We start from the raw sequence: 24933 nt of genomic DNA on the forward strand, positions 1-24933 counted from the left end.
TCCCGGGAAGTTATGAAGGTATGCTGGAGTACGACCGCGTGGGCACAAGTGCCCACCCTACATAAAAACGATGTTATGCACTGCGGCTCACCAGCCCGCCCACCAGCACGGCCTCGCCTTCGAGTGCGGTGCGGATGGAGCAGGACTGGCCGGTGGCGCGGCCCTGGCGCACCTTCACACCCTGGCCCAGCAGCAGCGTGAGCGCCCCCGCCGCCACGCCGGTGGCGCTGTCTTCCAGCGCCGGTTCGAGGTGGTTGAAGTTGCGGCCCTCGACCTCGCCATCGCCGGTGCGGCACCAGACGTAGCAGCCGTTCACGCCGGCGTTCCTGCTCCACACATGGATCAGCGCCAGGTCAGGCTGCAAGCCGTACAGCGTGTCGACATCGGCCACTTCCAGCAGCAGCTTCGGGCTGCCTACCGACAGCACGCGCGGCGCGCTGGCCAGCACCAGGTCGGGCGCCGCCAGCAGGCGCAGGGGCAGGGCGGTGTCCAGTTCGAGCGCGGGCGCTTGCTGGCGCTCCAGCCAGACGAACACCGTATCGCCAAGGCGCGACAGGAGCAGCGGCTGGCCGTGCATCGCGGTCTTGACCGTCAGCGGCGCAGCGGCCCCGTGCCGCTCGAACAGCAGCGCCGCCGCCGCCAGCGTGGCATGCACGCACAGCGGACTGCGCATGTGCGGATAGACGTAATCCAGTACCGCCGCCACATCGGGGGTATCGCCGGCATCGACGAACACACAGGTCAAGCCGCGCTCGCGCGCCAGCGCCCGGCGCCAGCCCGGGTTGCCGTTTCCTTCCTCGACGACCAGCGCCGGGTTGCCCTCTCCAGGCTTTTCTCCAAAACAATCGAACTCATGAACACGCATTGCTGATCCTTGCCAAATTTACCTCGTCAGTTATACTGTGTTTTTATACAGTAGTTTTGTGCGGTTTGCACGTTTAATTTTTGTCACCCCCGTTTTTCTCAAGCCCAGTCAAGAATGCCTTTACCGTCCGATCCGTCGATGCAGGGCCTGCCCGACTATGCCGAGCTGTTCTGCCTCTCGAACTTCTCCTTCCTGCAAGGCGCCTCGCATGCCGAGGAGCTGGTGGCGCGGGCGGTGAAGCTGGGTTATGCGGCGTTGGCGCTTACCGACGAATGCTCGCTGGCCGGCGTGGTGCGCGCCCATGCCGAGGCCAAGAAGGCGGGGCTGCCCTTCGTCGTCGGCGCCCATTTCCACCTGCAGGAGCCGGACGGCAACCCGGCCCTGTCGCTGATCCTGCTGGCCCGCAACCGCAACGGCTACGGCAACCTGTCCGAGTTCATCACGCTGGGCCGCACGCGCAGCGAAAAGGGAAGCTACTGCCTCACCCCGGGCGACATCGCCGACCCGCAAGGCGAGCTGGCGCACCTGAAGGGCATGCCCGACTGCCTGGCGATCCTGCTGCCGCGCTATCCCGGCCACGACCAGGCCGGCGTCGATCGCCTGCACGCGCAGGCCGCGTGGATGATCGAGCAGTTCGGCAACCGTGCCTGGATCGGCCTGACCCTGCTGCACCGCGCGCTGGATGAAGCGCACCGCATCACGGTGGAAGAAGTGGGCTGGCAGCACGGCCTGCCGATCGTCGCGCTCGGGCACGTGACGATGCATGTGCGCTCCCGCAAGCCCCTGCAGGACACGCTCACCGCCACCCGCCTGAACAAGCCCGTGGCCGAATGCGGCTACGGCCTGGCGCAGAACGCCGAGCAGCACCTGCGCGCGCGCCTGCGCCTGGCGAACATCTATTCGAAGGAGGCGCTGGACGAGACACTGCGTATCGCTTCGGCCTGCACCTTTTCGCTCGACGAACTGCGCTACGAGTACCCGAACGAAGTGGTGCCGCCGGGGCAGACGGCGAGCAGCTTCTTGCGCAGCGAAACCTATATCGGCGCGCACCGGCGCTTCCGCGAGGGCATCCCGGCCAGGGTGCAGGCCCAGATCGAGCACGAGCTGGCGCTGATCGCCGAGATGGAATACGAACACTATTTTCTCACCGTGTACGACATCGTGCGCTTCGCCCGTTCGCAGGAGATCCTGTGCCAGGGCCGCGGCTCGGCCGCCAACTCGGCGGTCTGCTACTGCCTCGGCATCACCGAGGTCGATCCGGCGCGGGCGAACCTGCTGTTCGAACGCTTTATCTCGAAGGAGCGCAACGAGCCGCCGGACATCGACGTCGACTTCGAACACCAGCGCCGCGAAGAGGTCATCCAGTACATCTACGCCAAGTACGGCCGCATGCGCGCGGCATTGGCGGCGGTGGTCATCAGCTACCGCCCGAAAAGCGCGCTGCGCGACAGCGGCCGCGCGCTCGGCATCGACCTCGCCATCATCGAGAAGGTCTGCAAGAACCACCACTGGTTCGACAGCAAGGAAAACCTGCTGATGCGCCTGGGCGAATGCGGCCTCGATCCGCAGGCGCCGCTGTCGCTGCAATGGGCCACGCTGGCGCAGCAGCTGCTGAACTTCCCGCGTCACCTCTCGCAGCACCCGGGTGGCTTCGTCATCGCGCGCGGCAAACTGTCGCGCCTGGTGCCGATCGAGAACGCCACCATGGTCGACCGCAGCGTCATCCAGTGGGACAAGAACGACCTCGAGGAACTCGGCCTGATGAAGGTCGACGTGCTGGCGCTGGGCATGCTGTCGATGCTGCGGCGTGCGCTGGCGCTGGTGAGCCTGCGCCACGACATCGTCTTCGAGATGCAGGACATCCCGCCCGACGACAAGGCGACCTACGACATGATCTGCGCCGCCGACACGGTGGGCGTGTTCCAGATCGAATCGCGCGCGCAAATGAGCATGCTGCCGCGCATGAAGCCGCGCGTCTTCTACGACCTGGTGATCGAGGTGGCGGTGGTGCGGCCGGGGCCGATCCAGGGCGGCATGGTGCATCCGTATCTGCGGCGGCGCCAGGGACTGGAACCGGTGGTGTATCCGAGCGAGCAGATGAAAGTGGCGCTCGAACGCACGCTCGGCGTGCCGATCTTCCAGGAACAGGTGATGCAGGTGGCGATCCTCGGCGCCGGCTTCACGCCGGGCGAGGCCGACCAGCTGCGCCGCGCAATGGCGGCCTGGAAGCGCAAGGGCGGCCTGGAACATTATTACGACCGCATCGTGCGTGGCATGCTGGAGCGCGGCTACGACCTGGCCTTCGCCGAGCAGATCTTCAGCCAGATCCAGGGCTTCGGCGAATACGGCTTTCCCGAGTCGCACGCGGCCAGCTTCGCCTTGCTCGCCTATGCCAGCTCCTGGGTCAAGTGCCACGAGCCGGCCGCCTTCCTGTGTGCGCTCCTGAACAGCCAGCCGATGGGCTTCTACAGCCCTTCGCAACTGGTGCAGGACGCGCAGCGCCACGGCATCGAGGTGCGGCCGGTGGATGTGAACATCAGCGGCTGGGACTCGACGCTGGAAGAACTGCACGACCGCACGCGCCAGCCGGCTGTGCGCCTGGGCCTGTCGCTACAGCGCGGCATGAGCCGCGAAGCGGTGGCGCGCATCGAGGACGCGCGCGCGATCAAGCCGTTCGACAGCGTGGCCGACCTGGCGCGCCGGGCAGGGTTGGACCGCAGCGACCTGCAGGTGCTGGCCGGCGCGAATGCCCTGCGTTCGCTGGCCGGGCACCGGCGCGAAGCCTTGTGGCAGGCGGTGGGTGCGGTGCCCGACCGCGATTTGCTGCGACCGACCACGGTGGATGAGGAGATGCCAGCGCTCGCGGCGCCGAGCGAGGGCGACGAGATCGTCGGCGACTACCGCGCGCAGGGGTTGACGCTGGGGCGGCATCCGCTGGCGCTGTTGCGCAAGCAGCTGCTGAAGCAAAGGTTCATGCCGGCGTCCGTATTGAACGAGTATGCCGACGGCCAGCTGGCGCGCGGCTGCGGCATCGTTACCGTGCGCCAGCGTCCGGGCACCGCCAAGGGCGTGCTGTTCGTGACGCTGGAAGACGAGACCGGCAACGTGAACGTGATCGTCTGGCCCGACCTGGTCGAGCAGCAGCGGCGCGAGGTGCTGGGGGCGCATCTGCTGGGCGTGTACGGGGTCTGGCAGAGCCAGGGGCAGGTGAAGCACCTGGTGGCCAAGCGGCTGGTGGACATGTCGCATTTGCTGGGCAGGCTGGCGACGAACAGCCGGGATTTTTGCTGAGACGGAGACCATGCGCCCAAAAAGGGAGCTGTTTGCTCCCCTGAACTGATCAGTAATGATAACGACAGGAAATGATGACCAAGTCATCTTCCATCGCTTCGTAGACCAGGCGATTTGTCTCATCTATTCGCCTGGACCAGAAGCCGGCAAGGCTGTGCTTCAGTGCTTCCGGTTTGCCAATACCTGTAAAGGGATCCCTCTGCGCTTCCTTGATCAGATCATTGATGCGTTTAAGTGTCTTCCTGTCTTGCGTTTGCCAGTAGATGTAGCTGGTCCAGGCTTCATCCGTGAACTTCACGTTGCGCATGCTGCGGTTCCTCAGTATCGGAAATGTCGATCAGTTCCCGATGCTGCGTTTGACCTGCACGTGCCTGAGCGATTGATTTTGCCAAGTGCGCCGCGTTCGCAGGTGAACTTAACAAATGGACAGTCTCCATCAGGCTGCTGTAGTGATCGAAGGACATGACTACTGCATCTGGCGCATCTCGGCGCGAGATAACGGTGACATCTGCATCTTCAACCACCTGGTCGATAACAGTCCGAAGACTGCTACGCGCATCGGAAAAATTGATGATTCTCATTTGGCACTCCATTGCTTCAATACTTAAAATGGTCGGATGAATAGTTGGTGTCGTCGTAGTCAGTATTTAGAACCTATCCCAGTAGGGAATGAGTCGTTGCTGACGCGCCTGGAAAGCGGGGGCGGCGTTGCTCGTCCTTGCATGGCTCGCCATGCGGCGTCCTCGCGCCTAGCCCGCGCTTCCCAGTCATCGCCAGCAACTTCCTCCTCCCTACTGGGATAGGTTCTTAGTAGTCGCAAGTATCGGTAAGATCGTCAGTATCGGAATAGTCGTCTGAGTCGTATGAGCGCGTATTGAGCGAGTGCTACTTGTACCATAAATAGTACAACTCATAGTGTATACCAACAAACGAAAATAGCAAGCTTGGGAGCACTGCATACGTATTTGGAAGACTGGATCGTAACGTTGTCGTAATGAAGCTATCTAAAGTCATTTATCGTAGTCAAAGCAGCCTGGGGTGAAGTACCGAACCGATCCCCAGCAGCTGGGCACGTATCGTCCGTCTTCCACTTATCGAGGACAACACCATGGCCACCGATTTCGACCGCAGCGACAACCAGCACCGCCCACCCCTCGGCGCAACGCAAGCCGGCAGCACGAAGCCGCTGATCGTCACGCCTACTTTCGTCAGCCGCGTCGATGCCACCCCGCGCGGCGAACGCCCGCAGGACAGCGGCGCCTCGAAAAGCCGCCACGGCCACGAGGTGCACTTCCCGAACTGGCGCCCGCACGCGCTGGCGCTCGAAGGCGAGCCGAACCTCGCCTTCGAGCACTGGGACGAATACTGGCGCAAGGTGCACGGCCCGAAGTTCGCCTGGGACGAGCCGGGCAGTTCGTCGGCGGCCGTGCTGCGCTACGACCAGGTGCACCGCATCGCGTCCGGCCCGTCGTCCTTCTTCGCGCCGCCTTACCGCGCGATGGTGACGGACGAAGGCAAGCTGCCGGACGATCCGGAAAAGCGCGTCCCGCCCTACGATCGCCCGCGCTGGGACGGCTTCGCCTACATCGCCTATGCCGACGAAGACGACATCGAGCGCACGCTGGGCCAGGACAAGTTCGACCAGCGCATCGTAGCCGACGAGCAGGTGGCCTTCCGCATGGTCACGCGCGAGATCACGCGCGAATACATCCTGATACCGAGCGCGCGCCACCGCGATCCGGTGAGCCTGGTGATGATCCACATGCGCGCATCCCACCTGTCGCGCGAGGCCTTCCAGGAGCGGCTGCTGGGCGAGCATGCCCGGCTGGTGCTGGCCCAGCCGGCCACGCACGAATTCGTGCGCCGCTACGCCCAGCTGCACAACATCGGCTCGACCCAGAAAGACCCCGAGGGCAGCCGGATCGACGCGGTGTCGGTGCTGTCGTTCGCGTCGCTGAACGACGTCGAGGATTACCTCGTCAGCGACGACTACGCCGCCATCCAGGCCTCGTACGATGCGCTGCTGGGCGAGGGTTCGGAATGGTGGACCGGCATCAACTACAGCGTGATCAACCGCCTGATGCCGGAAGTGGCCACCGTGCTGCCCGCATCCGCCACGCGGGATCAGGCCTGATCCTGCCCTCCCTCGGGCAGGCGCGCCACCACCTTGATCTCGAACTGGAAGCCATACAGCCAGGTCACGCCAACCGCGGTCACGGTGGGGTGGGGCGGGCCGCCCCAGAATTCCTGGGCCACGCCCCAGATCTGTTCGAAGCGCGTTTCCGGGTCGACGATGAAGATGGTCACGTCGACCACGTCGTCGAAGCTGCATCCCGCCGCCGCCAGCACGGCGTTCAGGTTCTGGAAGGCGCGCCGTACCTGGGCGTCCAGTTCCGGCTCGGGCGACCCATCCTCGCGGCTGCCCACCTGGCCCGAGACGAACAAAAAGCCGCCCGCGCGCACCGCCGGCGAATAGCGGTTCTTTTCATATAAAGCCTGGCGCCCGGCCGGGAACACGACGTCGCGTACTGTCATTGCTGTCTCCTTTGGTGAAGCCGGCAATGCGCCGGCCGATGGAGAGCATTCTGCCTGCCTACGGATCGCGGATAAACGGGCAGTTTTGTGCAAGACTGTTTGTATAATCCAAACAATCCAAATAATCAGAAGAGGAGGCGGCGTGGACAGGTTCGACGCGATGCGGGTGTTCGCCAGGGTGGTCGAAGCCGGCAGTTTTACGAAGGCGGCGCAAACGCTGCACATGAACCGCACCACGGTGACCCAGCTGGTGCAGCAGCTGGAAGCGCGCCTGCGCCTGAAGCTGCTGAACCGCACCACGCGCAAGGTGGGCGTCACGGCCGATGGCGCCGCGTATTACGAGCGCATCGTGCGCCTGCTGGCCGACCTCGAGGATGTGGAGACCAGCTTGCCGAATGCATTGGCGGCGCCCAGCGGCGAGCTGCGCGTCGACGTGCCGAGCCCGTTTGCGACGATGATCCTGATACCGGCGCTGCCCCGCTTCCATGCGCGCTATCCCGAGATCCGCTTCGACCTCGGCGCCAGCGACCGCAAGGTCGACCTGGTGGGCGAGAACATCGACTGCGTGGTGCGCGGCGGCGCCGTGACCGACGGCGCGCTCATCGCCCGCCACATCGGAGACCTGCGCCTGGGCGTGTACGCGGCGCCCGCCTACCTGGCCCAGGCCGGCGTGCCGGCGCATCCGCAGGAGTTGCTGGACGCGCGGCACCGCATCGTGCGCTTTCGCTGGTCGCGCAGCGGCGCCTTTCCGTATGCGATGCACAAGGACGGCGAAACGGTGCAGATCGGCGGGCGCCACGTGTTGTCCATCGACGATGGCAACGCCTACCTGGCGGCGGGCCTGGCCGGCCTGGGCGTGCTGTGGCTGCCCGACTACATGGCGCGCGGGCATGCGGAGGCGGGCAGGCTGCTGCCCCTGTTCGGGGACTGGCGCATCGACCCGATGCCGCTCTACGTGGCGTATCCGCCGAACCGCCATCCCAGCAAGAAGCTGCGCGTGTTCATCGACTGGATGGGCGAGCTGATGGCCGAGCACGCGCCGCTGGCGCCGCGCACCCGATCCTGAGGCAGGGCCGGCCTCCACTCAACGATGCGACAGGGCATTCACTTAGCCGCTATGATGAATTGTCAAAATCACCATCAAGGACAAGTCCATGTCTTCTGTCGTCACGGCCGGCCCGGCCTACCGCAGCCCGCCCGGCCGGCTTCACACCATTTTTCTTGTCGGAAGCGTTCCCCTGTTCCTCGGCGCATTGCTGAACGATATCGCCTACTACCAGAGCTACCAGATCCAGTGGAGCAATTTCGCTTCCTGGCTGCTGGCCGGCGCCGAGCTCTTCTGCGGGCTGGCGCTGCTGTTTGCCTTGATTAAGCTGGTACGCGCGCAACGCAAGGGCGGCTATCCGCTGACCTATTTCCTGTTGCTGCTGGCGACCTTTGTCCTGGGCCTGATCGATTGCTTCCAGCACGCCAAGGATGCCTGGGCCGTGATGCCGGCCGGGCTGGTGTTGTCGGCTATCGTGTTCCTGTTGAGCTGCCTGGCGGCCTGGGTTGGTCTCACCCCACGCGCGGGAGGTGTGCAATGAGGTATGCAACGAAACGTTCGAACGCACTCGCATGCATGAGCATGGCGCTGCTGCTCGGCGCATGCGGCGAACAAGGTGCCGACACCCAGGCGCGCGGTCCCGATCCCAAGCTGCCGGAACAGCAGCGCGGCCTGCTGCCGAGCATGAAGATCGCCGAACCGACGCCCTGGGGCGACCAGAAGCCGACCGTGCCCAAGGGCTATAGCGTCACGGCCATTGCCACCGACTTGCAGATTCCACGCCAGACCCTGGTGCTGCCGAACGGCGACATCCTGGTGGCGGAAGGGCGCGGCGGCAGCGCGGCCAAGCTCAAGCCGAAGGACGTGATCGCCGGCTACATCAAGGCCAAGGGCAACACCAAGGTGAAAAGCGGCAACCGCCTGACCCTGCTGCGCGACGCCGACGGCGACGGCACCTACGAGCTGAAGACCGTCTTCGCCGAGAACCTGAACGCCCCCTACGGCCTGGCGTTCGCGAACAACAAGCTGTACGTGGCCAACCAGGACGAGCTGGTCAGCTTCGACTACCAGGAAGGCCAGACGAAAGCCGCCGGCGCACCGACCAGCGTGGCCAAGCTGCCGTCCGAGATCAACCACCACTGGACCAAGTCGCTGACCGTGAGCGCCGACGGACGCTTCCTGTACGTCGGGATCGGCTCGAACAGCAACATCACCGAGCGCGGCATGGAGGCCGAACTGAACCGGGCCGAGGTGTGGCAGATCGACGCCGCCAGCGGCGCCCACAAGCCCTACGCCACCGGCATCCGCAACCCGACCGCCCTGGCCATGCATCCGGAAACCGGGCAGTTGTGGTCGGTGGTGAACGAGCGCGACGAACTGGGGCCGGACCTGGTGCCCGACTACCTGACTTCGGTGCGCGAAGGCGGCTTCTACGGCTGGCCGTACAGCTACTGGGGCCAGAACGTCGACCCGCGCGTCAAGCCGGGCGACCCGAAGAAGGTGGCCGCCGCCATCAAGCCTGACTACAGCCTGGGCTCGCACGTGGCCGCGCTGGGCCTGTCGTTCTCGCAGGCCGCGATGGGCGACAAGTTCGCGAATGGCGCCTTCGTTGGCGAGCACGGCAGCTGGAACCGCGACCAGCCGGTGGGCTACAAGGTGATCTTCGTGCCGTTCGCGAATGGACGTCCGTCCGGCCAGCCGATCGACTTCGTGACCGGCTTCCGCACGGAAGAGGGCAAGACGCGCGGACGCCCGGTCGGCGTCACCGTCGACCCGCGCGGTGCGCTGATCGTGGCCGACGACCTGGCGAATACGGTGTGGCGGGTAACGCGTAATCGCTGAAATGCGCGTTGAAATGCGCGTTGAAAACAGCCAGGGTCAAGTCTGACATTCGGACACGGCCCCGGCTGTGGAGGCAGCTGGCGCGCTTGCGAGTATGGGATTGAGCAATATTGTCTCGTAATCGGCCCGCAGCCGTCGTCACGGTATCATGCAAGCGACATGGCTTGCCTCGGTGCCTGGCTCCGGCGCTTGCCGTCGCCTGTGCGCCGGCGCCAGGCATATACTCGGTGTTCGACCTTCCTCACCGGGAGCTTGCCATGAAAACGATGCATCTTCTCGCTGCGGCCGCTAGCGCCGCGTTCGCGTTCTCGACCGGCGCCGTACTGGCCCAGACACTCAAGAAAACCGACGGCGTGCTGACCGACGCCGCGGGCATGACTGTTTACACCTTCGACAAGGACACGGCCGGCTCGGGCAAGAGCGCCTGCAACGACAGCTGCGCGAAGATGTGGCCGCCGGTACCGGTCACGGGCAGCAGCGTCGCCTCTCCGTACTCGACCGTCACGCGCGACGACGGCTCGAAGCAGCTGGCCTACAAGGGCAAGCCGCTCTACCTGTATGCCAAGGATGCCAAGCCGGGCGAACGCAAGGGCGACAAGGTGATGGATGTCTGGCACGTGGTCAGCGATTGACCACGCCGCCGCTTGGAGCCTGCTGAGACAGGCTCTTACTGCGCCCAGTAATCCAGCACCAGCGAGCGCGCCAGGCTCGCGCCCAGGGTGTCGACGAAGCGCGCGTGCGCCGGATGCACCAGGTAGCCGTCGCGCGCCTCGGCGCTGGCAAACGTCAGCGTGAAGCAGTGGGTGAAGCCGTCGTTCAGGCCTTCCGGGCTGACGTTGGTGCCCCATTCGTAGGACACGATGCCCGGGATGGCGCCGGGCAGGGTGGCGAAATCGGCGACCACGGCGTCGACTTGCTCGGGCGTGGCATCTTCCTTGAAAGCGAACAGAACGACGTGGCGCAGGGTGGCGGAAGCGTTGGCGGTCATGGAATGGAAGGGTGGATAAAAAGATAAGCAATCTTACACGCCCCGGCTGTTCCGTGCGCGCGCCATGTTCGCGCGTGCCGCGTCCGTTGCGAAGCGTGTAGAGTGCGCGGACCGACAAGCGAAAGGAGCACGCCATGTTCAGTATCGAAGACTTCGCGCAACTGCAGTTCCTGGTGGGCCGCTGGCGCGGCGAAAGCGCCGACGGCAAGCCCTTCTTCGAAGAATACGACCATCCCGAAGCCAGGGTGTTCCAGTCGCACCGCTACGCCGACGAGAGCTTTGCCGAGCGCACCGACGGCAGCACCATCGCCTACGAGGACGGCGAAGTCACCTCGACCTGGGGCGACTTCACCTGGCGCGCGTCGCGCATCGGCGCCGACAGCGCCGTCTTCGAGCCGGTGAGCGCACCCAGCCGTTTCGAGTGGCGCCGCGTCGACGACTCGACCCTGGAAGCGCACCAGCGCTGGACGGCCGAGGGCAAGGAGCAGCAGCACACGATCCGGATGACGCGTGTAATCAAGATCTGAACAGCTGCGGCGCCAGATGCCGCTGCCAGCGGCCCCGCGCCCTCCGTTTTGGGTGCACCCGCATGTCGCTTTTCCGACAATTGTTTCCATTATCAAGCATTTGTTTGTGAAAAACCGTGTTCGGCAGCCGGGGCGTGGCCAGCCTTTGCCAGCTTGATAAGAAGAAGTATTTGCCTGTTTAAGGTATAATTTCAATTTCCCGCGCGTGCCGTTCGGCACCTTCAGCACAATGACCAAATTTGTATTCGTCACTGGCGGCGTCGTGTCCTCCCTGGGTAAAGGGATCGCGGCCGCTTCCCTTGCCGCGATCCTCGAATCGCGCGGCCTCAAAGTCACCATGCTCAAGCTCGACCCGTATATCAACGTCGACCCGGGCACGATGAGCCCGATGCAGCACGGTGAAGTCTTCGTCACCGACGACGGCGCCGAGACCGACCTCGACCTCGGCCACTACGAGCGCTTCATCAGCACCCGCATGAAGAAGGTGAACAACTTCACCACCGGCCAGATCTACGAGTCCGTCATCCGCAAGGAACGCCGCGGCGAGTACCTCGGCAAGACCGTGCAGGTGATTCCGCACATCACCAACGAAATCCAGGACTACATCCGCCGCGGCGCCGAAGGCGTCGATGTGGCGCTGGTCGAAATCGGCGGTACCGTCGGCGACATCGAATCGCTGCCCTTCCTGGAAGCCGCGCGCCAGCTTTCGCTGCGCTCGGGCCGCAAGGGCGCCGCTTTTGTCCACCTGACCCTGGTGCCCTACATCGCCTCGGCCGGCGAACTGAAAACCAAGCCGACCCAGCACAGCGTGCAGAAGCTGCGCGAGATCGGCATTTCGCCGAACGCGCTGCTGTGCCGCGCCGACCGCCGCATCCCGGACGACGAGCGCGCCAAGATCTCGCTGTTCGCCAACGTCGAAGAGCAGGCCGTCATTTCGGTGTGGGACGTCGACACCATCTACAAGGTGCCGCAGGTGCTGCACGACCAGGGCCTGGACGACATTATCCTCGAAGCCCTGGGCCTGGAAGCGCCCAAGGCCGACCTGTCGATGTGGACCAAGCTGATCCACACGCTGGAAAACCCGAAGCACGAGGTCACCATCGGCATGGTCGGCAAGTACGTCGACCTGACCGAGTCGTACAAGTCGCTGACCGAAGCGCTGCGCCACGCCGGCATCCACACCGAAAGCCGCGTCAACATCGAGTACCTGGATTCGGAAGAAATCGAAACCAAGGGCTGCGACGGCCTGGCCAAGTACGACGCCATCCTGGTGCCGGGCGGCTTCGGCAAGCGCGGCGTGGAAGGCAAGATCATGGCCGCGCGCTATGCCCGCGAACAGAAGATCCCTTACCTCGGCATCTGCCTGGGCATGCAGGTGGCGCTGATCGAATACGCGCGTCACATGGCGAACCTGCCGAACGCGAACTCCACCGAGTTCGACCTGGAAACCGACCAGCCGGTCGTCGCCCTGATCAACGAATGGCAGAACCACGACGGCAAGGTCGAGCAGCGCGACGAGAACTCCGACCTCGGTGGTACCATGCGCCTGGGCGCCCAGACCTGCGCGGTGAAGCCGGGCACGCTGGCTGCCGAAATCTACGGCAGCGTCGTCACCGAGCGTCACCGTCACCGCTACGAAGCCAACAACCACTACCTGCCGAAGGTGGAAGCGGCCGGCCTCGTGGTGGCGGCGCGTACCCCGAACGAAGACCTGTGCGAGATCATGGAACTGCCGCGCGAAGGTGAAAATTCGCACCCGTGGTACATGGGCGTCCAGTTCCACCCTGAATTCAAGTCGACCCCGCGCAGCGGCCACCCGCTGTTCACCTCCTTCATCCAGGCGGCCCTGGCGCACCAGGCCGGCAACGAGAAGGTCGCGGCGAACACGCCAGCATTGCAAGGAGATGCAGCATGAAACTTTGCGGTTTCGAAGTAGGCCAGGAACACCCGATCTTCCTGATCGCCGGCACCTGCGTGATCGAGTCGCGCCAGATGGCGATGGACACGGCAGGCACCCTGAAAGAGATCACCAGCGCGCTGGGTATCCCTTTCATTTACAAGTCGTCTTTTGACAAGGCGAACCGCTCGTCGGGCAAATCCTTCCGCGGCCCCGGCCGCGAAAAGGGCCTGGAGATCCTGGCCGACGTGCGCAAGACGCTCGGCGTGCCGGTGCTCACCGACGTCCATGACGAAGAGATGATCCCCGAAGTGGCGAGCATCGTCGACGTGCTGCAGACCCCGGCCTTCCTGTGCCGCCAGACCGATTTCATCAACGCCTGCGCACGCTCGGGCAAACCGGTGAACATCAAGAAGGGCCAGTTCCTGGCCCCGGGCGACATGAAGAACGTGATCGACAAGGCACGCGCCGCCGCGCGCGAGGCCGGCCTGGAAGAAGACAACTTCATGGCCTGCGAACGCGGCGCCTCGTTCGGCTACAACAACCTGGTGTCGGACATGCGTTCGCTCGCCATCATGCGCGAATCGAACTGCCCGGTGGTGTTCGACGCCACCCACTCGGTGCAGCTGCCGGGCGGCCAGGGCACCTCGTCGGGCGGCCAGCGCGAGCACGTGCCGGTGCTGTCGCGCGCGGCGGTTGCCGCGGGCATCGCCGGCCTGTTCATGGAAACCCACCCGGACCCGGCGAACGCCCTGTCCGATGGCCCGAACGCCGTGCCGCTGGGCCGCATGAAGGAACTGCTGACCACCCTGGTCGAACTCGACCGCGTGGTGAAGCGTACCGGCTTCCTCGAGACCAGTTTCAAGGCTTGAGCCTGCGTGATTAGTATTTAGTGAACGATGCTTGTAATCGAGGCGCCCATGAGGCGCCTCGACTTGCATCTGCGAGACGATTTTTCTACTTTCCGGAGACTGAAACATGAGTGCTATCGTTGATATTATCGGCCGCGAGATCATCGACTCGCGCGGCAATCCGACCGTCGAATGCGACGTGCTGCTCGAATCGGGCGTGATGGGCCGTGCCGCCGTGCCGTCGGGCGCATCGACCGGTTCGCGCGAAGCGATCGAACTGCGCGACGGCGATCCGAAGCGTTACTTCGGCAAGGGCGTGCTGCAAGCCTGCGAGAACATCAATACCGAGATCAGCGAAGCCATCATGGGCCTGGACGCCAACGAACAGGCCTTCCTGGACCGCACCCTGATCGACCTGGACGGCACCGAGAACAAGAGCCGCCTGGGCGCGAACGCCATGCTGGCCGTGTCGATGGCCGTGGCGAAAGCCGCCGCCGAAGAAGCCGGCCTGCCGCTGTACCGCTACTTCGGCGGTTCGGGTGCGATGCAGATGCCGGTGCCGATGATGAACGTCATCAACGGCGGCGCCCACGCCGACAACAACCTGGACATCCAGGAATTCATGATCATCCCGGTCGGCGCGCCTTCGTTCAAGGAAGCCATCCGCTACGGCGCCGAGGTGTTCCACACCCTGAAAAAGATCCTGCACGCGAAGGGCCTGAACACGGCCGTCGGCGACGAAGGCGGCTTTGCCCCGTCGGTGGCCAACCATGAGGAAGCGATCAAGCTGATCATGGAAGCGATCGAGCAGGCCGGCTACCAGGCCGGCACCGACATCGCCATCGGCCTCGATTGCGCGGCCAGCGAGTTCTACAAGGACGGCAAGTACCACCTGGAAGGCGAGGGCCTGACCCTGTCGTCGACCGACTTCACCAACATGCTGGCGACCTGGGTCGACAAGTACCCGATCATCTCGATCGAGGACGCGATGCACGAAGGCGACTGGGAAGGCTGGGGCATCCTGACGCAGGCCCTGGGCAAGCGCGTGCAGCTGGTGGGCGACGACCTGTTCGTCACCAACACCAAGATCCTGAAAGAAGGCATCCAGAAGGGCATCGCCAACTCGATCCTCATCAAGATCAACCAGATCGGCACCCTGACCGAGACCTTTGCCGCCATCGAGATGGCCAAGCGCGCCGGCTACACCGCCGTGATCTCGCACCGTTCGGGCGAGACCGAGGACTCGACGATCGCCGACATCGCCGTTGGCCTGAACGCCCTGCAGATCAAGACCGGCTCGATGTCGCGCTCGGACCGCATGGCCAAGTACAACCAGCTGCTGCGCATCGAGGAAGACCTGGGCGACGTTGCCAGCTACCCTGGCCGCGATGCTTTCTATAATCTGAAGTAAATTAAACCGTCCTACCGCCGGCCGGTCGCAATGACCTGCCGGCGTTTTATATTCCCATCATGCGCCTGATTTCGCTTGCCCTTGCCGTCTTGCTGTTGCTGATCCAGTACCCGCTGTGGCTGGGGAAGGGCGGCATGCTGGCCGTTGCCGATCTGCGCGACCAGGTGACCGTGGCCCAGGCCCAGCTCGATGGGCGCAAGGCGCGTAACGCCAAGCTCGATTCCGAAGTGCGCGACCTGCGCGAAGGACTGGGCGCCGTCGAGGAGCGCGCGCGCCTGGAACTGGGCATGATCAAGCAGAACGAAATCTTCGTGCAGGTGCTGCGCCATAACGAAAAGCCGGTCGAATCGATGACCGTGCCGCCACCACCGCCCGCGCCGAAGAACAAGGGCGGGCATGCCACGCCCCCCGTGACGCACTGACACTCCATGACACTTGACACCCTCGAAGAGCTGGCGGCTTATCTGGCCGGCGCGTTCGACAGCGGCGACGCCGCCGTGCTGCGCGATGCGCTGGACGTCGCCTCGCGCGCGCCAGCGACGGCGCACCTGGCCGCGGCTGCCGGCGTGCCCCAGGCCGACCTGCGCGCCGCCTTTGCATCCGGCGAGATGGACCTCGAGACCACGCTGGCGGTCATGAAGGTCATCGACCTGCATCTGCCGGGCTGATCGCCGACGCCTCGCGATGCCGAGGCTCCCGCAAACCACGCGGATTGGCCTAGAATGTTCCTTATCTCTTCATGACAAGGTGAGGGCACCATGAGCCAGCAACATGCCGCAGGACCGTTCGACGTCACCGTGACGCCCCAGGGCCAGCCCGAGGTGCGCGACGGCGTTACCACCGGACGCATGGCAATCGACAAGCGCTACCACGGCGAGCTCGAAGGCAGCGGCGTGGGCGAGATGCTGTCGGCGATGACCACCACCGAAGGTTCGGCCGGCTATGTGGCCATGGAGCGCGTGACCGGCACGCTGCAAGGACGCAGCGGCAGTTTCGTGGTCCAGCACAGCGGCACGATGGCGCGCGGCGCGCAGGCGCTGGCGATCAGCGTGGTGCCGGATTCGGGAACGGGGGAATTGGCGGGGATTGCCGGCACCATGCGTATCCGCATCGAGGAGCGCAAGCACTTCTACGAATTCGATTACGAGCTGCCGGATTTGTAAGACGGCTGCAGCGGGCGAGTGCCCGCCGCAGCACCGTTGATACTTAGTCCGACGAGGCGTCGCCCTGTTGCGCGCCGGCGCCTTGCTCCAGGAAGGAGCGCAGCATCCAGGCGTTCTTTTCGTGCACTTCCATGCGGGTGGTCAGCATGTCGGCGGTCGGGAAGTCGTCCAGCTCGTCGGCGACCTTCACGCCTGCGCGCAGGGTGCGGATCAGGATCTCGTTGCCTTCCACCAGCTGGCGGATCATTTCCTTCGACGAGAGCACTTCCGGCTCTTCGGTAATGTTCGACAGCTCGGCGTAGCGCTTGTAGGTGGCCGGGGCGAAGTGGCCCAGGGCGCGGATGCGCTCGGCGATCTCGTCGAGGGCGTTCCACTGCTCGGTGTACTGCTCTTCGAACATCACGTGCAGGCTCGAGAACAGCGGGCCGGTCACGTTCCAGTGGAAGTTGTGGGTCTTCAGGTAGAGCATGTAGGCGTCTGCCAGAACGGTCGAGAGCGATTCGACGATCTTGGCGCGGTCTTCGGTGCTGATGCCGGTATCCATGTGCATTGCGGTTCTCCTGTAGTGAGTGACAGTGCTTGTTGAAAGTTGTAGCACTATTAACAATGCACAGCTTAGCACCGGCGCTAAAATCCTGCGGCACGATAAGGAATGACCGGGCAGGCCGCTCCCGGTGCTGTGCGTCGCGCCTGCCGGGCTGGTGCTACAGTTCGGATCACATCAGCACGGAGAGGCGGCATGGACAAGTTTCTGATCGTTTTTCGGGGATCGACAGCCGGGGAGGCGGAAGGCCGCCGGCACGATCCGCTGCAGTGGGAATCCTGGTTCGATTCGCTGGGCCAGGCCTTGCTCGACCGGGGCGCCCTGAGCCAGGGCAGCGTCGAGGTGCCGACCCGCCTGCTCGGGCCGAAGATCAGCAGCAGCGCCATGTCGGGCTATTGCGTGATCGGCGCCAGCGATTTCAACAACGCGGTGCGCCTGGCCAAGACCTCGCCCATCTTCGACGAAGACGGCTCGGTGGAAATCGCCCACCTGCGCTAGGGATGGCGCTCTGCGCTTCCGGCTGGTGGAAATGGGTGAGTTTTGCAGGCAATAAAATGGCTATGATCATGGCCGATGAACGTCCTGCTGATCAATCCTCCCCATACCGCCATCGGAAGCCGCATCCCGCGTGAACAACTGCCGCCGCTCGGCCTGCTGAGCATTGGCGGGCCGCTGATCGACGCCGGCTTCACGGTGCGCCTGCTCGACGCCGAATTCGGCCCCATGCTTGACGACGCCATCGTGCGCGCGGCGCTGGCCGCGATGCCCGACCTGGTGCTGATGGGGCATTCCGGTTCCACCTCGGCCCACGACACCATCATGCGCCTGGCCGCGGCCCTGAAGGCGGCCCGGCCCGGCTTGACGGTCGTGTACGGCGGCGTCTACCCGACCTATCACTGGGAAGACATCCTGCGCGACTATCCGCAGGTCGACTACATCGTGCGCGGCGAGGGCGAGCGCACCGCCACGCTCCTGCTGCAGGCGCTGCGCGACGGCGCCGGGCCCGCGTCGGTGGACGGCATCGCCTGGCGTGCGAACGGCGTGCCGGCCGCCAGCGCGCCGGCCGAGATGATCCGCGACCTCGACGATTACCGCATCGGCTGGGAGCTGATCGACCACACCCGCTATTCCTACTGGGGCGGCATGCGCGCCGTGGTCGTGCAATTTTCGCGCGGCTGCCCCTACCTGTGCAGCTATTGTGGCCAGCGCGGCTTCTGGACCCAGTGGCGCCACCGCGATCCGGTCAAGTTTGCCAAGGAACTGGCGCGGCTGAAGCGCGAGCACGGCGTTACGCTGATCAATTTTGCCGACGAACTGCCGACCGGTTCGCGCAAGGCCTGGAAGGCTTTCCTGGAAGCGCTGATCGCGGAAGACGTGGGCCTGACCCTGGTGGGGTCGACCCGCGCCGGCGACATCGTGCGCGATGCCGACATCCTGCACCTGTACAAGCAGGCCGGCGTCGTTCGCTTCTTGCTCGGCATCGAAAGCTACGACGAAGCCATGCTCAAGACCATCAAGAAGGGCGCGAGCATGAGCGAAGACCGGCAGGCGATCCGATTGCTGCGCCAGCACGGCATCATCTCGATGGCCACCTATGTCGTCGGCTTCGAGGAGGAAACCGATGCCGACTACTGGCGCTCGCTGAAGCACCTGTTGCACTACGACCCCGACCAGATCCAGATGCTGTACGTCACGCCGCATCGCTGGACGCCGTATTTCAAGACCGTCGAGGAACGCAAGGTCATCGAAACCGATGCCGCGAAATGGGATTACAAGCACCAGGTGCTGGAAACCACGCGCGTGCCGCCCTGGCGCATTTTGCTGTGGGTGAAGTCGATCGAGGTGATCATGCAGCTGCGCCCGAAAGCCATCCTGCGCGTGTTGCTGGGCAAGGACCGTCACGTGCGACACGGCATGCGCTGGTACACGCGCATGGGGCGGCGCGTCTGGTTCCACGAGATTGCCGAGTTCATCCTGGGCAAGCGCCTGAAGAGCAGCACGCTGACGCTGCGCCGTTTCTGGGGCGCCTCGCTCGAGGAGCATGAAGAATCGATGGTCAAGCGCAAGCGGTCCGTGATTCCGATCGAGGCCGTGCAGGCCGTGCAGGCCGGGCAGACCGGGCAGACCGGGCAGACCAGGCGGAAAGAGCAACAGCTGACCTGAGACGTAACCTGGAACGTAACCTGAGACGAGGCGAGCGAAGTCGCCGCATTGCAAGGCACTGTCCGGCACGCTGCCGTTACCGGCTGGGCAAAGTCACGAAGCCAACATCCTTCGAGCTCTTTCTTTAGAACGATTTCCGCAGCACTAGTTCTTTCTGCCAAAATCCAGAAGGTGGGGGAGGGGAGGCTCGAATCACGCCCTCTCTCAAACAGTCTCGTTTGGTGTTCTCATTTCTTCTCATTCGGTCTCTGTTTGAACTTGTCTAAATAGCAGAGATCAAACGAGAACCGATGAGAACAAATGAGAAAGCCAAATGAGACAGTTTGATACAGGGCTGGATTTGCACACCTCCTCCGCCCTGCGCGAGCTTGCCGATTATCTAGAGCGTTCAGGAAGTATCTTTTCGCCAAATGCGGCGCTGGAGTTTGCGATCCGGGAATGGATCGCTGCGCGTGAGGGTGGAGAAATTTCTCGCGATGTCGCCGTGATGTATCGCAGGCACGGCGGCTACCAATGGAAATGCCTGTTTCTCGCGCACGGCAGCGAGCTGCGTATGTATCACAACGAGCGCTACCATTACGCCGAGGTCGATCGGGATGTGTTGATGTATCAGGGCCGGCCTGTATCGCCGCGCCAGTTCGTGCTGGCAGTGATGGGCGAGGCGCGGAATGCATGGCGCGAGCTGTGGGTGCGCCGGCCAAGCGATGCGCGATGGAAAATGGCATCCGTATTGCGGCGTGAACTTGAATCGGGCCAGGCGCCACCGGAATCACCCGTCGGCGCCATGCGCGAAGTTGCCGCCGCGATGGCGCAAACGCTCACTACTGCGCAGACCATCGTGAAGCGTGTGCAAGATTTCGCCGAGCCGAAATTTGAACGGCGCGGCAGAGGTTTGCGGCGCAAGGACGATGTACTCGCTGACGATTGTCAGCAGGAATAAAGACAGCAGGATTAAAGACAGCAGGGCTAACGATCAGCAGGTGGACCGAGTGTCTGCAGCACCGCCCGCGCTCCCTCGGGAATCGGCACCGACTTGCCGCTCGGCCGGTGCACATACACATGCACGAAATGTCCGGCAGCAGCCGGCATGGTCTCGTCGTTGCGGTATAGCGCGATCTCGTAGCGCACGCTGGAATTACCGAGCTTGGCCACGCGCACGCCCACGTGCACGACGTCGGGAAAGGAAATGGAACTGAAGTAGGAGCATCCGGTCTCGACGACGAAGCCGACGACCTCGTCCTTATGGATGTCGAGCACGCCGCGGTCGATCAGGTAGCGATTGACCGCGGTGTCGAAAAAGCTGTAATAGTTGACGTTGTTGACATGCCCGTAGCTGTCGTTGTCCATCCAGCGCGTCGGCAGGGCGGCGATGTGGGGAAAGGCAGAGCGGGGCGTGTCGCGCATCGTCAACGGTCCTGTTTCAGTGTGGCTGTCAGTGTTTGGTGTCGTCGGCCGGGGTCATGGCATCGGCTGCGATCGGGGTGGCGAACAATTGCGCACAATCGACCTTGTCGAAGGCGTAATGCTTGCCGCAGAAATCGCAGTTGATGCCCAGTTCGCCCAGGTCGGCCAGCGCGGCATCCACTTCCGGCTTGCCCAGCATTTTCAGCATGTTGCCCACCTTTTCGCGGGTGCAGGAGCAATGGAATTGCGGATGCTGCGGGTCGAACACGCGGATCGTCTCTTCCCAGAACAGGCGGTTCAGCAGGGTCTCGATGCCGGTGCTCAGCAGTTCTTCCTGTTTCAACGTGCTGCCCAGCATGACGGCGCGGTTCCAGGTTTCCAGGTCTTCCTCTTCGCTTGCCTGTTTCACCTGGTCGTCCTTGCCGGTGTGGCGCGGCAGCTTTTGCAGCAGCAGGCCGCGCGAAACCTTGTCGTCGGCCGCCAGCCACAGGCGCGTGTCCATCTGCTCGGAACGCAGCATGTAGTTCTCGATGACGGTCGCCATGCTTTCGCCGTCGAGCGGCACGATGCCCTGGTAGGGCTGCTGGCCTGGCACCTTGTCGAGCGGGTCGAGGGTGATCACGAAGCGGCCCTGGCCATTGGCGTTGAGCAGCTGGCGCAGGGTGGCGTCGTCGGCCACTTCGGCGTCCGGCGCCAGTTTCGCCGTGGCGCGGATGCGCAGCTCGGCGTCGCATTCGACCACCAGCAGGCGCACCGGGCCGTCGCCGTGGATCTGCATCACGATCGAGCCGTTGAACTTCAGGTTGGCCGAGAGCAGGGCGGCTGCGGCCACCATTTCGCCCAGCAGGGAACGCACGGCTTTCGGGTAGCCGTGGCGGGCCTGGATCTCGCGCCAGGTATCGGAAATCTCGACCAGCTCGCCGCGCACGGCGGCGTTGTCGAAGATGAATTTCTGCAGGGTGTCCTTGGTGTCCGTTGTCGTCATTGTCTATCCGATTTGCTTGAGCTGCGCCTTGAACAATTGGCCACGCGCCACGTAACTGGCGGCATTGGCCTGCAAGCGCAGCAGGTCTTCTTCCGTGAGGGTGCGCACCGCCTTGGCCGGCGCACCGATGATGAGCGAGTTGTCGGGAAATTCCTTGCCCTCGGTAACCAGCGCGCCGGCACCGACCAGGCATCCCTTGCCAATCTTTGCGCCGTTCAGGATCACGGCCTGGATGCCGATCAGCGAGCCGTCGCCGACCGTGCAGCCATGCAGCATGGCCTGGTGGCCGACGGTCACGCCCTTGCCGAGCGTGAGCGGGTAGCCCATGTCGGTGTGCATGACCGTGCCTTCCTGTACATTACTGTTCTCGCCGATCGTGATCCGCTCGTTGTCGCCGCGGATCGTCACGCCGTACCACACCGAGGTATTCGCCTCGAGCGTGACTTTGCCGATCAGGTTGGCCGTATCGGCAACAAAGGCCGACGCATCGATCTCGGGCGCATGCTCGCCCAGCTGGTAAATCGCCATGGATTGCTCGCGGAAGGGTTGGTGTACCGCTATTTTACGCCCTTGCGTCCGCCATCGCCGGGTTGGCTCGATCTTCGATGAAGTCCCCAAGTGGGGATGGCAGGCAGGAATTCAACGGCATGCGTATAATCGGACGATTAATCCGAACGATCGTACTATTTTCTATCAGCCGAGCGAGCCCATGACACCATCCCGTTCCGAATTCCTCACCGTGCGCGGCCTGCGCACCCACGTGCGCCACTGGGGCCGCGAAGGCGCGCCGAAGATCTTCATGGCGCATGGCTGGATGGACATGTCGGCCTCGTTCCAGTTCATCGTCGATTGCCTGGAGGGAGACTGGCATGTGATTGCCCACGACTGGCGCGGCTTCGGCCTGAGCGAGCGGACCGGGACCGACACCTACTGGTTCCCCGACTACGTGGCCGACCTCGATTTCCTGCTCGACCATTATTCCCCAGACGCGCCGGTGAACCTGCTCGGCCACAGCATGGGCGGCAATGTCGTCAGCCTGTATGCGGGCGTGCGGCCCGAGCGCGTGGCGAAATTGATCAACCTGGAAGGCATCGGCCTGCAGGGCGGCGTGCCGCAGCAGGCGCCCAAGCGCATGGCGCGCTGGCTCGACGAACTGAAAACGCCGCCGGTGATGCGCGGCTATGCCAGCCTGGACGAGGTGGCGGCGCGCCTGAAGAAGACCAACCCGCGCCTGCCCGAAGACCGCGCCGCTTTCCTGGCCGAGCACTGGTCGGCGCGCAACGCCGAGGGCGAGTACGAGATCCTGGGCGATCCGGCGCACAAGATGAGCGGGCCGCTCTTGTACCACCTGGACGAGATGATCGCGATCTGGAAGAAGATCACGGCTCCTGTGTTGTGGATCGAAGCCGCCGAGACGGACATGTGGCGCTGGATGGGGCCGCAGGAACAGATGCGGGCCGAGGTGGACAGCCGCCTGTCGCACATGGCGTCGGTCGAGGCGCATATCGTGCCCGGGGCGGGGCACATGGTGCATCACGACCAGCCGCAGGTGCTGGCGCGCTTGATCGAGGCGTTTTTGGGGCGTTGAACCGGCGGTATGCGAGGGCAGGCGGGGCTGTTGCCTATGCCGTTATAGGTATGCATGATCCGCGTGGGCACGTGTTTGAAGCCCCCTGCTTCAAACACCCCACCGTACGGTTACCGTTATCGGCAAGTTCACACAAAAACCATCACCGCCAACAGCGGGATCATACAAAACCCGGTGCGTGACGCGTGCCCATCGACGGCAACATCATACGAAACGCGGATACGCAACGTGTCCCGTAGGGTGGGCACTCCGTGCCCACGCGGATTCAACACACCAATAACAGAGCAGGCAACAGCCCCACGTCCGCCCGCAAACCTTCCGCCCGCAAACCTTCCACCCGCGTCACGCTCATAAATACCGCGTCTCCACCGGCGCCGTCCCCCAATTATCATTGGCCCCATCGATATACCTGACCGGCGCTGAAACCAATTCCTCCACCTCCACATCATCCAGACTCGCCACCGTCACCGCCACGAAAGCCCCCAGCCCCACCGACTCCCCCGTCGAAAACACATTGATCCCGCACACCCGGCAAAAACAATGCCCATCCCTGCGCGCCCCAAACCGGTACTCCCCCAGCGCCTCCGCCCCCGCCAGCAGTCGAAAACAAGAAGCCCCCACCTGCACTCCCCAGAACCGCATCTTCGTACACATCGAACAATTACACTTCACCGTCCCCGTCACCGCCAGGTCGAACGCCGCCTCATACCGCACCGCCCCGCAATGACAACTCCCCCGATACGTCTTCATCCCCGCCGCCTAAGTCCAAGAAGAAAGCAACAACTCTAGCACTGCCCAGCCGCCCGCACAGCCAGCGCATTGCGGCGTACAATGTCCCTTCCGTCCAGTATCCGCACACGCACCGCATCCATGCTGAAAGTCGACCTGCACTGCCATTCCAACGTTTCCGACGGCGTCCTCGCGCCGGCCGCCGTGGCTGCCTATGCGCGCCAGGGCGGGGTCGATGCCTGGGCCCTGACCGACCACGATGAAGTCGGCGGCATCAAGGCGGCGCGCGCCAAGGCCAACGAACTCGGCATGCGTTTCGTCCCCGGCGTCGAGATCTCCGTCACCTGGGCGAACCAGACCGTGCACCTGGTCGGCCTGCACGTCGACGAAGACAACCCGGACCTGCTGGCCGGCCTGGCCGCCACGCGCCAGGGCCGCGACGCGCGCGGACGCGAGATTGCCGCCCAGCTGGAACAGGCCGGCATTCTTGACGCCTATGAGGGCGCCCTGAAATACGTCGGCAACCCCGATTTGCTGTCGCGCACCCACTTCGCCCGCTACATCGTCGAGACCGGCCGCTGCGCCAGCACCCCCGAGGTCTTCCGCAAATACCTCAGCGAAGGCAAACCCGGCTACGTGCCGCACCGCTGGGCCGCGCTCGACCAGGCCATGGGCTGGATCAAGCGTGCCGGCGGCATCCCCGTCATCGCCCATCCGGGCCGCTACCGCTTCGACGCCACCGCCGAGGGCGTGCTGTTCGACGAATTCCGCCAGCTCGGCGGCAACGCGATCGAAGTCGTCACCGGCAGCCACACGCCCGACCAGTACGCCGTGTACGCCGAGGTCGCGCGCCGCTACGGCTTCCTCGCCTCGCGCGGCACCGACTTCCACGCCCCCGGCGAAGCCCGCGTCGAATTCGACGCCTTGCCGCCATTGCCGGCCAACGTCACCCCGGTCTGGCACGACTGGTTCTGACGCGATCGCCTGTCACGTAGGGTGGACGGCTCTACCCGCCGACATGCATGCCTGCGGCCATTGCGCCGTCCACGCGTTCAGTTCCGCCAGCGCCGACGCGCGCTTTCCTGGGCCTGCTGAACGCGTGGAC

At 64.1% G+C, this 24933-nt stretch carries 28 protein-coding genes; 18 read left to right on the top strand and 10 right to left on the bottom strand.

Features of this window, described 5'->3' with window-relative positions; all coding sequences use genetic code 11:
• Positions 1-73: 73 nt before the first annotated feature.
• Entirely contained in the window at positions 74-865 is a 792-nt protein-coding gene (locus ACWYRN_RS15070) for a PhzF family phenazine biosynthesis protein (RefSeq protein WP_488688421.1), read from the bottom strand.
• Between the two features lie 114 nt (positions 866-979).
• On the opposite strand from ACWYRN_RS15070, the gene ACWYRN_RS15075 reads away from it, so the two are divergent.
• A complete protein-coding gene (locus tag ACWYRN_RS15075; protein WP_488688422.1) occupies positions 980-4156 on the top strand; it encodes an error-prone DNA polymerase in 3177 nt (1058 codons plus the stop codon).
• Between the two features lie 49 nt (positions 4157-4205).
• Here the strand turns inward: ACWYRN_RS15075 and ACWYRN_RS15080 are convergent, their stop codons facing one another.
• Both ACWYRN_RS15080 and ACWYRN_RS15085 read right to left on the bottom strand, forming a co-directional pair.
• Positions 4206-4463, bottom strand: coding sequence for a Txe/YoeB family addiction module toxin (locus ACWYRN_RS15080; RefSeq protein WP_488688423.1), 258 nt, complete (start codon positions 4461-4463; stop codon positions 4206-4208).
• Entirely contained in the window at positions 4438-4737 is a 300-nt protein-coding gene (locus ACWYRN_RS15085; protein WP_488688424.1) for a type II toxin-antitoxin system Phd/YefM family antitoxin, read from the bottom strand. Before ACWYRN_RS15085 ends, ACWYRN_RS15080 begins: the two co-directional genes overlap by 26 nt.
• A gap of 527 nt (positions 4738-5264) precedes the next feature.
• On the opposite strand from ACWYRN_RS15085, the gene ACWYRN_RS15090 reads away from it, so the two are divergent.
• A complete protein-coding gene (locus tag ACWYRN_RS15090) occupies positions 5265-6290 on the top strand; it encodes an EthD domain-containing protein (RefSeq protein ID WP_488688425.1) in 1026 nt (341 codons plus the stop codon).
• Here the strand turns inward: ACWYRN_RS15090 and ACWYRN_RS15095 are convergent.
• The gene (locus tag ACWYRN_RS15095; protein ID WP_488688426.1) at positions 6281-6691 is read right to left on the bottom strand and encodes a RidA family protein; all 411 of its coding nucleotides are present in this window, start codon (positions 6689-6691) and stop codon (positions 6281-6283) included. The two genes, ACWYRN_RS15090 and ACWYRN_RS15095, sit on opposite strands and share 10 nt — an antisense overlap.
• A gap of 142 nt (positions 6692-6833) precedes the next feature.
• Between ACWYRN_RS15095 and ACWYRN_RS15100 the strand changes: the two genes are divergently transcribed.
• The 4 genes from ACWYRN_RS15100 to ACWYRN_RS15115 all read left to right on the top strand — a co-directional run bounded on the left by ACWYRN_RS15100 (position 6834) and on the right by ACWYRN_RS15115 (position 10210).
• Positions 6834-7757 (top strand): LysR family transcriptional regulator, encoded by a 924-nt coding sequence (locus tag ACWYRN_RS15100; protein ID WP_488688427.1) that lies wholly within the window; start codon positions 6834-6836, stop codon positions 7755-7757.
• A gap of 88 nt (positions 7758-7845) precedes the next feature.
• Positions 7846-8277: a DUF2231 domain-containing protein gene (locus ACWYRN_RS15105; RefSeq protein ID WP_488688428.1), complete on the top strand. Its 432-nt coding sequence runs from the start codon at positions 7846-7848 to the stop codon at positions 8275-8277.
• A gap of 35 nt (positions 8278-8312) precedes the next feature.
• A complete protein-coding gene (locus ACWYRN_RS15110; protein ID WP_488688429.1) occupies positions 8313-9578 on the top strand; it encodes a PQQ-dependent sugar dehydrogenase in 1266 nt (421 codons plus the stop codon).
• 257 nt (positions 9579-9835) lie between these two features.
• Positions 9836-10210: a COG4315 family predicted lipoprotein gene (locus ACWYRN_RS15115; protein ID WP_488688430.1), complete on the top strand. Its 375-nt coding sequence runs from the start codon at positions 9836-9838 to the stop codon at positions 10208-10210.
• 35 nt (positions 10211-10245) lie between these two features.
• Here ACWYRN_RS15115 and ACWYRN_RS15120 read toward each other — a convergent pair whose 3' ends face one another.
• Complete coding sequence (locus tag ACWYRN_RS15120; protein WP_229439316.1) at positions 10246-10566, bottom strand: Dabb family protein; 321 nt, start codon at positions 10564-10566, stop codon at positions 10246-10248.
• A gap of 134 nt (positions 10567-10700) precedes the next feature.
• Between ACWYRN_RS15120 and ACWYRN_RS15125 the strand changes: the two genes are divergently transcribed.
• The 7 genes from ACWYRN_RS15125 to ACWYRN_RS15155 all read left to right on the top strand — a co-directional run bounded on the left by ACWYRN_RS15125 (position 10701) and on the right by ACWYRN_RS15155 (position 16415).
• Complete coding sequence (locus ACWYRN_RS15125; RefSeq protein WP_488688431.1) at positions 10701-11093, top strand: hypothetical protein; 393 nt, start codon at positions 10701-10703, stop codon at positions 11091-11093.
• Positions 11094-11322: 229 nt separating this feature from the next.
• Positions 11323-13008 carry a CTP synthase gene (pyrG, locus tag ACWYRN_RS15130; protein ID WP_488688432.1) on the top strand — a complete coding sequence of 562 codons (1686 nt, stop codon included), beginning with the start codon at positions 11323-11325 and terminating at the stop codon, positions 13006-13008.
• Complete coding sequence (gene kdsA / locus ACWYRN_RS15135; RefSeq protein ID WP_488688433.1) at positions 13005-13862, top strand: 3-deoxy-8-phosphooctulonate synthase; 858 nt, start codon at positions 13005-13007, stop codon at positions 13860-13862. Before pyrG ends, kdsA begins: the two co-directional genes overlap by 4 nt.
• Positions 13863-13968: 106 nt before the next feature.
• Positions 13969-15252, top strand: coding sequence for a phosphopyruvate hydratase (eno, locus tag ACWYRN_RS15140; protein WP_488688434.1), 1284 nt, complete (start codon positions 13969-13971; stop codon positions 15250-15252).
• A 59-nt stretch (positions 15253-15311) separates the two neighbouring features.
• On the top strand, positions 15312-15674 hold the full coding sequence (gene ftsB, locus ACWYRN_RS15145; RefSeq protein WP_488688435.1) for a cell division protein FtsB: 363 nt from the start codon (positions 15312-15314) through the stop codon (positions 15672-15674).
• A 6-nt stretch (positions 15675-15680) separates the two neighbouring features.
• On the top strand, positions 15681-15920 hold the full coding sequence (locus ACWYRN_RS15150) for a helix-turn-helix domain-containing protein (protein WP_488688436.1): 240 nt from the start codon (positions 15681-15683) through the stop codon (positions 15918-15920).
• Between the two features lie 90 nt (positions 15921-16010).
• Positions 16011-16415, top strand: coding sequence for a DUF3224 domain-containing protein (locus ACWYRN_RS15155; protein ID WP_488688437.1), 405 nt, complete (start codon positions 16011-16013; stop codon positions 16413-16415).
• A gap of 43 nt (positions 16416-16458) precedes the next feature.
• Here the strand turns inward: ACWYRN_RS15155 and ACWYRN_RS15160 are convergent, their stop codons facing one another.
• Entirely contained in the window at positions 16459-16965 is a 507-nt protein-coding gene (locus ACWYRN_RS15160; RefSeq protein WP_229439328.1) for a Dps family protein, read from the bottom strand.
• Between the two features lie 189 nt (positions 16966-17154).
• On the opposite strand from ACWYRN_RS15160, the gene ACWYRN_RS15165 reads away from it, so the two are divergent.
• The 3 genes from ACWYRN_RS15165 (at position 17155) to ACWYRN_RS15175 (ending at position 20062) form a co-directional block, all read left to right on the top strand.
• Positions 17155-17457, top strand: coding sequence for a hypothetical protein (locus ACWYRN_RS15165; RefSeq protein WP_488688438.1), 303 nt, complete (start codon positions 17155-17157; stop codon positions 17455-17457).
• Between the two features lie 75 nt (positions 17458-17532).
• A complete protein-coding gene (bchE, locus tag ACWYRN_RS15170; RefSeq protein ID WP_488688439.1) occupies positions 17533-19122 on the top strand; it encodes a magnesium-protoporphyrin IX monomethyl ester anaerobic oxidative cyclase in 1590 nt (529 codons plus the stop codon).
• Positions 19123-19435: 313 nt separating this feature from the next.
• Positions 19436-20062 (top strand): hypothetical protein, encoded by a 627-nt coding sequence (locus ACWYRN_RS15175; protein WP_488688440.1) that lies wholly within the window; start codon positions 19436-19438, stop codon positions 20060-20062.
• 26 nt (positions 20063-20088) lie between these two features.
• Here ACWYRN_RS15175 and ACWYRN_RS15180 read toward each other — a convergent pair whose 3' ends face one another.
• The 3 genes from ACWYRN_RS15180 to ACWYRN_RS15190 are packed head-to-tail and all read right to left on the bottom strand — an operon-like array spanning position 20089 to position 22039.
• Positions 20089-20526 carry an acyl-CoA thioesterase gene (locus ACWYRN_RS15180; RefSeq protein WP_488688441.1) on the bottom strand — a complete coding sequence of 146 codons (438 nt, stop codon included), beginning with the start codon at positions 20524-20526 and terminating at the stop codon, positions 20089-20091.
• A 28-nt stretch (positions 20527-20554) separates the two neighbouring features.
• A complete protein-coding gene (gene hslO / locus ACWYRN_RS15185; protein ID WP_488688442.1) occupies positions 20555-21511 on the bottom strand; it encodes an Hsp33 family molecular chaperone HslO in 957 nt (318 codons plus the stop codon).
• Positions 21512-21514: 3 nt separating this feature from the next.
• Positions 21515-22039 carry a gamma carbonic anhydrase family protein gene (locus ACWYRN_RS15190; RefSeq protein ID WP_229439334.1) on the bottom strand — a complete coding sequence of 175 codons (525 nt, stop codon included), beginning with the start codon at positions 22037-22039 and terminating at the stop codon, positions 21515-21517.
• Between the two features lie 181 nt (positions 22040-22220).
• Between ACWYRN_RS15190 and ACWYRN_RS15195 the strand changes: the two genes are divergently transcribed.
• Positions 22221-23099, top strand: coding sequence for an alpha/beta fold hydrolase (locus ACWYRN_RS15195; protein WP_488688443.1), 879 nt, complete (start codon positions 22221-22223; stop codon positions 23097-23099).
• Between the two features lie 348 nt (positions 23100-23447).
• Here ACWYRN_RS15195 and ACWYRN_RS15200 read toward each other — a convergent pair whose 3' ends face one another.
• A complete protein-coding gene (locus ACWYRN_RS15200) occupies positions 23448-23849 on the bottom strand; it encodes a GFA family protein (protein ID WP_488688444.1) in 402 nt (133 codons plus the stop codon).
• 120 nt (positions 23850-23969) lie between these two features.
• Here ACWYRN_RS15200 and ACWYRN_RS15205 point away from each other — a divergent pair, with 120 nt between their 5' ends.
• Positions 23970-24803: a 3',5'-nucleoside bisphosphate phosphatase gene (locus tag ACWYRN_RS15205; RefSeq protein WP_488688445.1), complete on the top strand. Its 834-nt coding sequence runs from the start codon at positions 23970-23972 to the stop codon at positions 24801-24803.
• Positions 24804-24933 lie beyond the last annotated feature (130 nt).

This window comes from Massilia sp. BAP21 (genome assembly GCF_057801335.1).

What these genes read in the sequence shown, in the direction of transcription:
- ACWYRN_RS15105 (WP_488688428.1), top strand. Translation starts at nt 7,846, where the DNA reads ATGTCTTCTGTCGTCACGGCCGGCCCGGCCTACCGCAGCCCGCCCGGC.
- ACWYRN_RS15110 (WP_488688429.1), top strand. Translation starts at nt 8,313, where the DNA reads ATGAGCATGGCGCTGCTGCTCGGCGCATGCGGCGAACAAGGTGCCGAC.
- ACWYRN_RS15090 (WP_488688425.1), top strand. Translation starts at nt 5,265, where the DNA reads ATGGCCACCGATTTCGACCGCAGCGACAACCAGCACCGCCCACCCCTC.
- ACWYRN_RS15080 (WP_488688423.1), bottom strand. Translation starts at nt 4,463, where the DNA reads ATGCGCAACGTGAAGTTCACGGATGAAGCCTGGACCAGCTACATCTAC.
- ACWYRN_RS15150 (WP_488688436.1), top strand. Translation starts at nt 15,681, where the DNA reads ATGACACTTGACACCCTCGAAGAGCTGGCGGCTTATCTGGCCGGCGCG.
- ACWYRN_RS15190 (WP_229439334.1), bottom strand. Translation starts at nt 22,039, where the DNA reads ATGGCGATTTACCAGCTGGGCGAGCATGCGCCCGAGATCGATGCGTCG.
- ACWYRN_RS15075 (WP_488688422.1), top strand. Translation starts at nt 980, where the DNA reads ATGCCTTTACCGTCCGATCCGTCGATGCAGGGCCTGCCCGACTATGCC.
- ACWYRN_RS15205 (WP_488688445.1), top strand. Translation starts at nt 23,970, where the DNA reads ATGCTGAAAGTCGACCTGCACTGCCATTCCAACGTTTCCGACGGCGTC.
- ACWYRN_RS15095 (WP_488688426.1), bottom strand. Translation starts at nt 6,691, where the DNA reads ATGACAGTACGCGACGTCGTGTTCCCGGCCGGGCGCCAGGCTTTATAT.
- ACWYRN_RS15160 (WP_229439328.1), bottom strand. Translation starts at nt 16,965, where the DNA reads ATGCACATGGATACCGGCATCAGCACCGAAGACCGCGCCAAGATCGTC.
- ACWYRN_RS15120 (WP_229439316.1), bottom strand. Translation starts at nt 10,566, where the DNA reads ATGACCGCCAACGCTTCCGCCACCCTGCGCCACGTCGTTCTGTTCGCT.
- ACWYRN_RS15165 (WP_488688438.1), top strand. Translation starts at nt 17,155, where the DNA reads ATGGACAAGTTTCTGATCGTTTTTCGGGGATCGACAGCCGGGGAGGCG.
- ftsB (WP_488688435.1), top strand. Translation starts at nt 15,312, where the DNA reads ATGCGCCTGATTTCGCTTGCCCTTGCCGTCTTGCTGTTGCTGATCCAG.
- ACWYRN_RS15180 (WP_488688441.1), bottom strand. Translation starts at nt 20,526, where the DNA reads ATGCGCGACACGCCCCGCTCTGCCTTTCCCCACATCGCCGCCCTGCCG.
- ACWYRN_RS15175 (WP_488688440.1), top strand. Translation starts at nt 19,436, where the DNA reads ATGAGACAGTTTGATACAGGGCTGGATTTGCACACCTCCTCCGCCCTG.
- ACWYRN_RS15200 (WP_488688444.1), bottom strand. Translation starts at nt 23,849, where the DNA reads ATGAAGACGTATCGGGGGAGTTGTCATTGCGGGGCGGTGCGGTATGAG.
- ACWYRN_RS15085 (WP_488688424.1), bottom strand. Translation starts at nt 4,737, where the DNA reads ATGAGAATCATCAATTTTTCCGATGCGCGTAGCAGTCTTCGGACTGTT.
- eno (WP_488688434.1), top strand. Translation starts at nt 13,969, where the DNA reads ATGAGTGCTATCGTTGATATTATCGGCCGCGAGATCATCGACTCGCGC.
- hslO (WP_488688442.1), bottom strand. Translation starts at nt 21,511, where the DNA reads ATGACGACAACGGACACCAAGGACACCCTGCAGAAATTCATCTTCGAC.
- kdsA (WP_488688433.1), top strand. Translation starts at nt 13,005, where the DNA reads ATGAAACTTTGCGGTTTCGAAGTAGGCCAGGAACACCCGATCTTCCTG.
- ACWYRN_RS15195 (WP_488688443.1), top strand. Translation starts at nt 22,221, where the DNA reads ATGACACCATCCCGTTCCGAATTCCTCACCGTGCGCGGCCTGCGCACC.
- pyrG (WP_488688432.1), top strand. Translation starts at nt 11,323, where the DNA reads ATGACCAAATTTGTATTCGTCACTGGCGGCGTCGTGTCCTCCCTGGGT.
- ACWYRN_RS15125 (WP_488688431.1), top strand. Translation starts at nt 10,701, where the DNA reads ATGTTCAGTATCGAAGACTTCGCGCAACTGCAGTTCCTGGTGGGCCGC.
- ACWYRN_RS15070 (WP_488688421.1), bottom strand. Translation starts at nt 865, where the DNA reads ATGCGTGTTCATGAGTTCGATTGTTTTGGAGAAAAGCCTGGAGAGGGC.
- ACWYRN_RS15155 (WP_488688437.1), top strand. Translation starts at nt 16,011, where the DNA reads ATGAGCCAGCAACATGCCGCAGGACCGTTCGACGTCACCGTGACGCCC.
- ACWYRN_RS15115 (WP_488688430.1), top strand. Translation starts at nt 9,836, where the DNA reads ATGAAAACGATGCATCTTCTCGCTGCGGCCGCTAGCGCCGCGTTCGCG.
- bchE (WP_488688439.1), top strand. Translation starts at nt 17,533, where the DNA reads ATGAACGTCCTGCTGATCAATCCTCCCCATACCGCCATCGGAAGCCGC.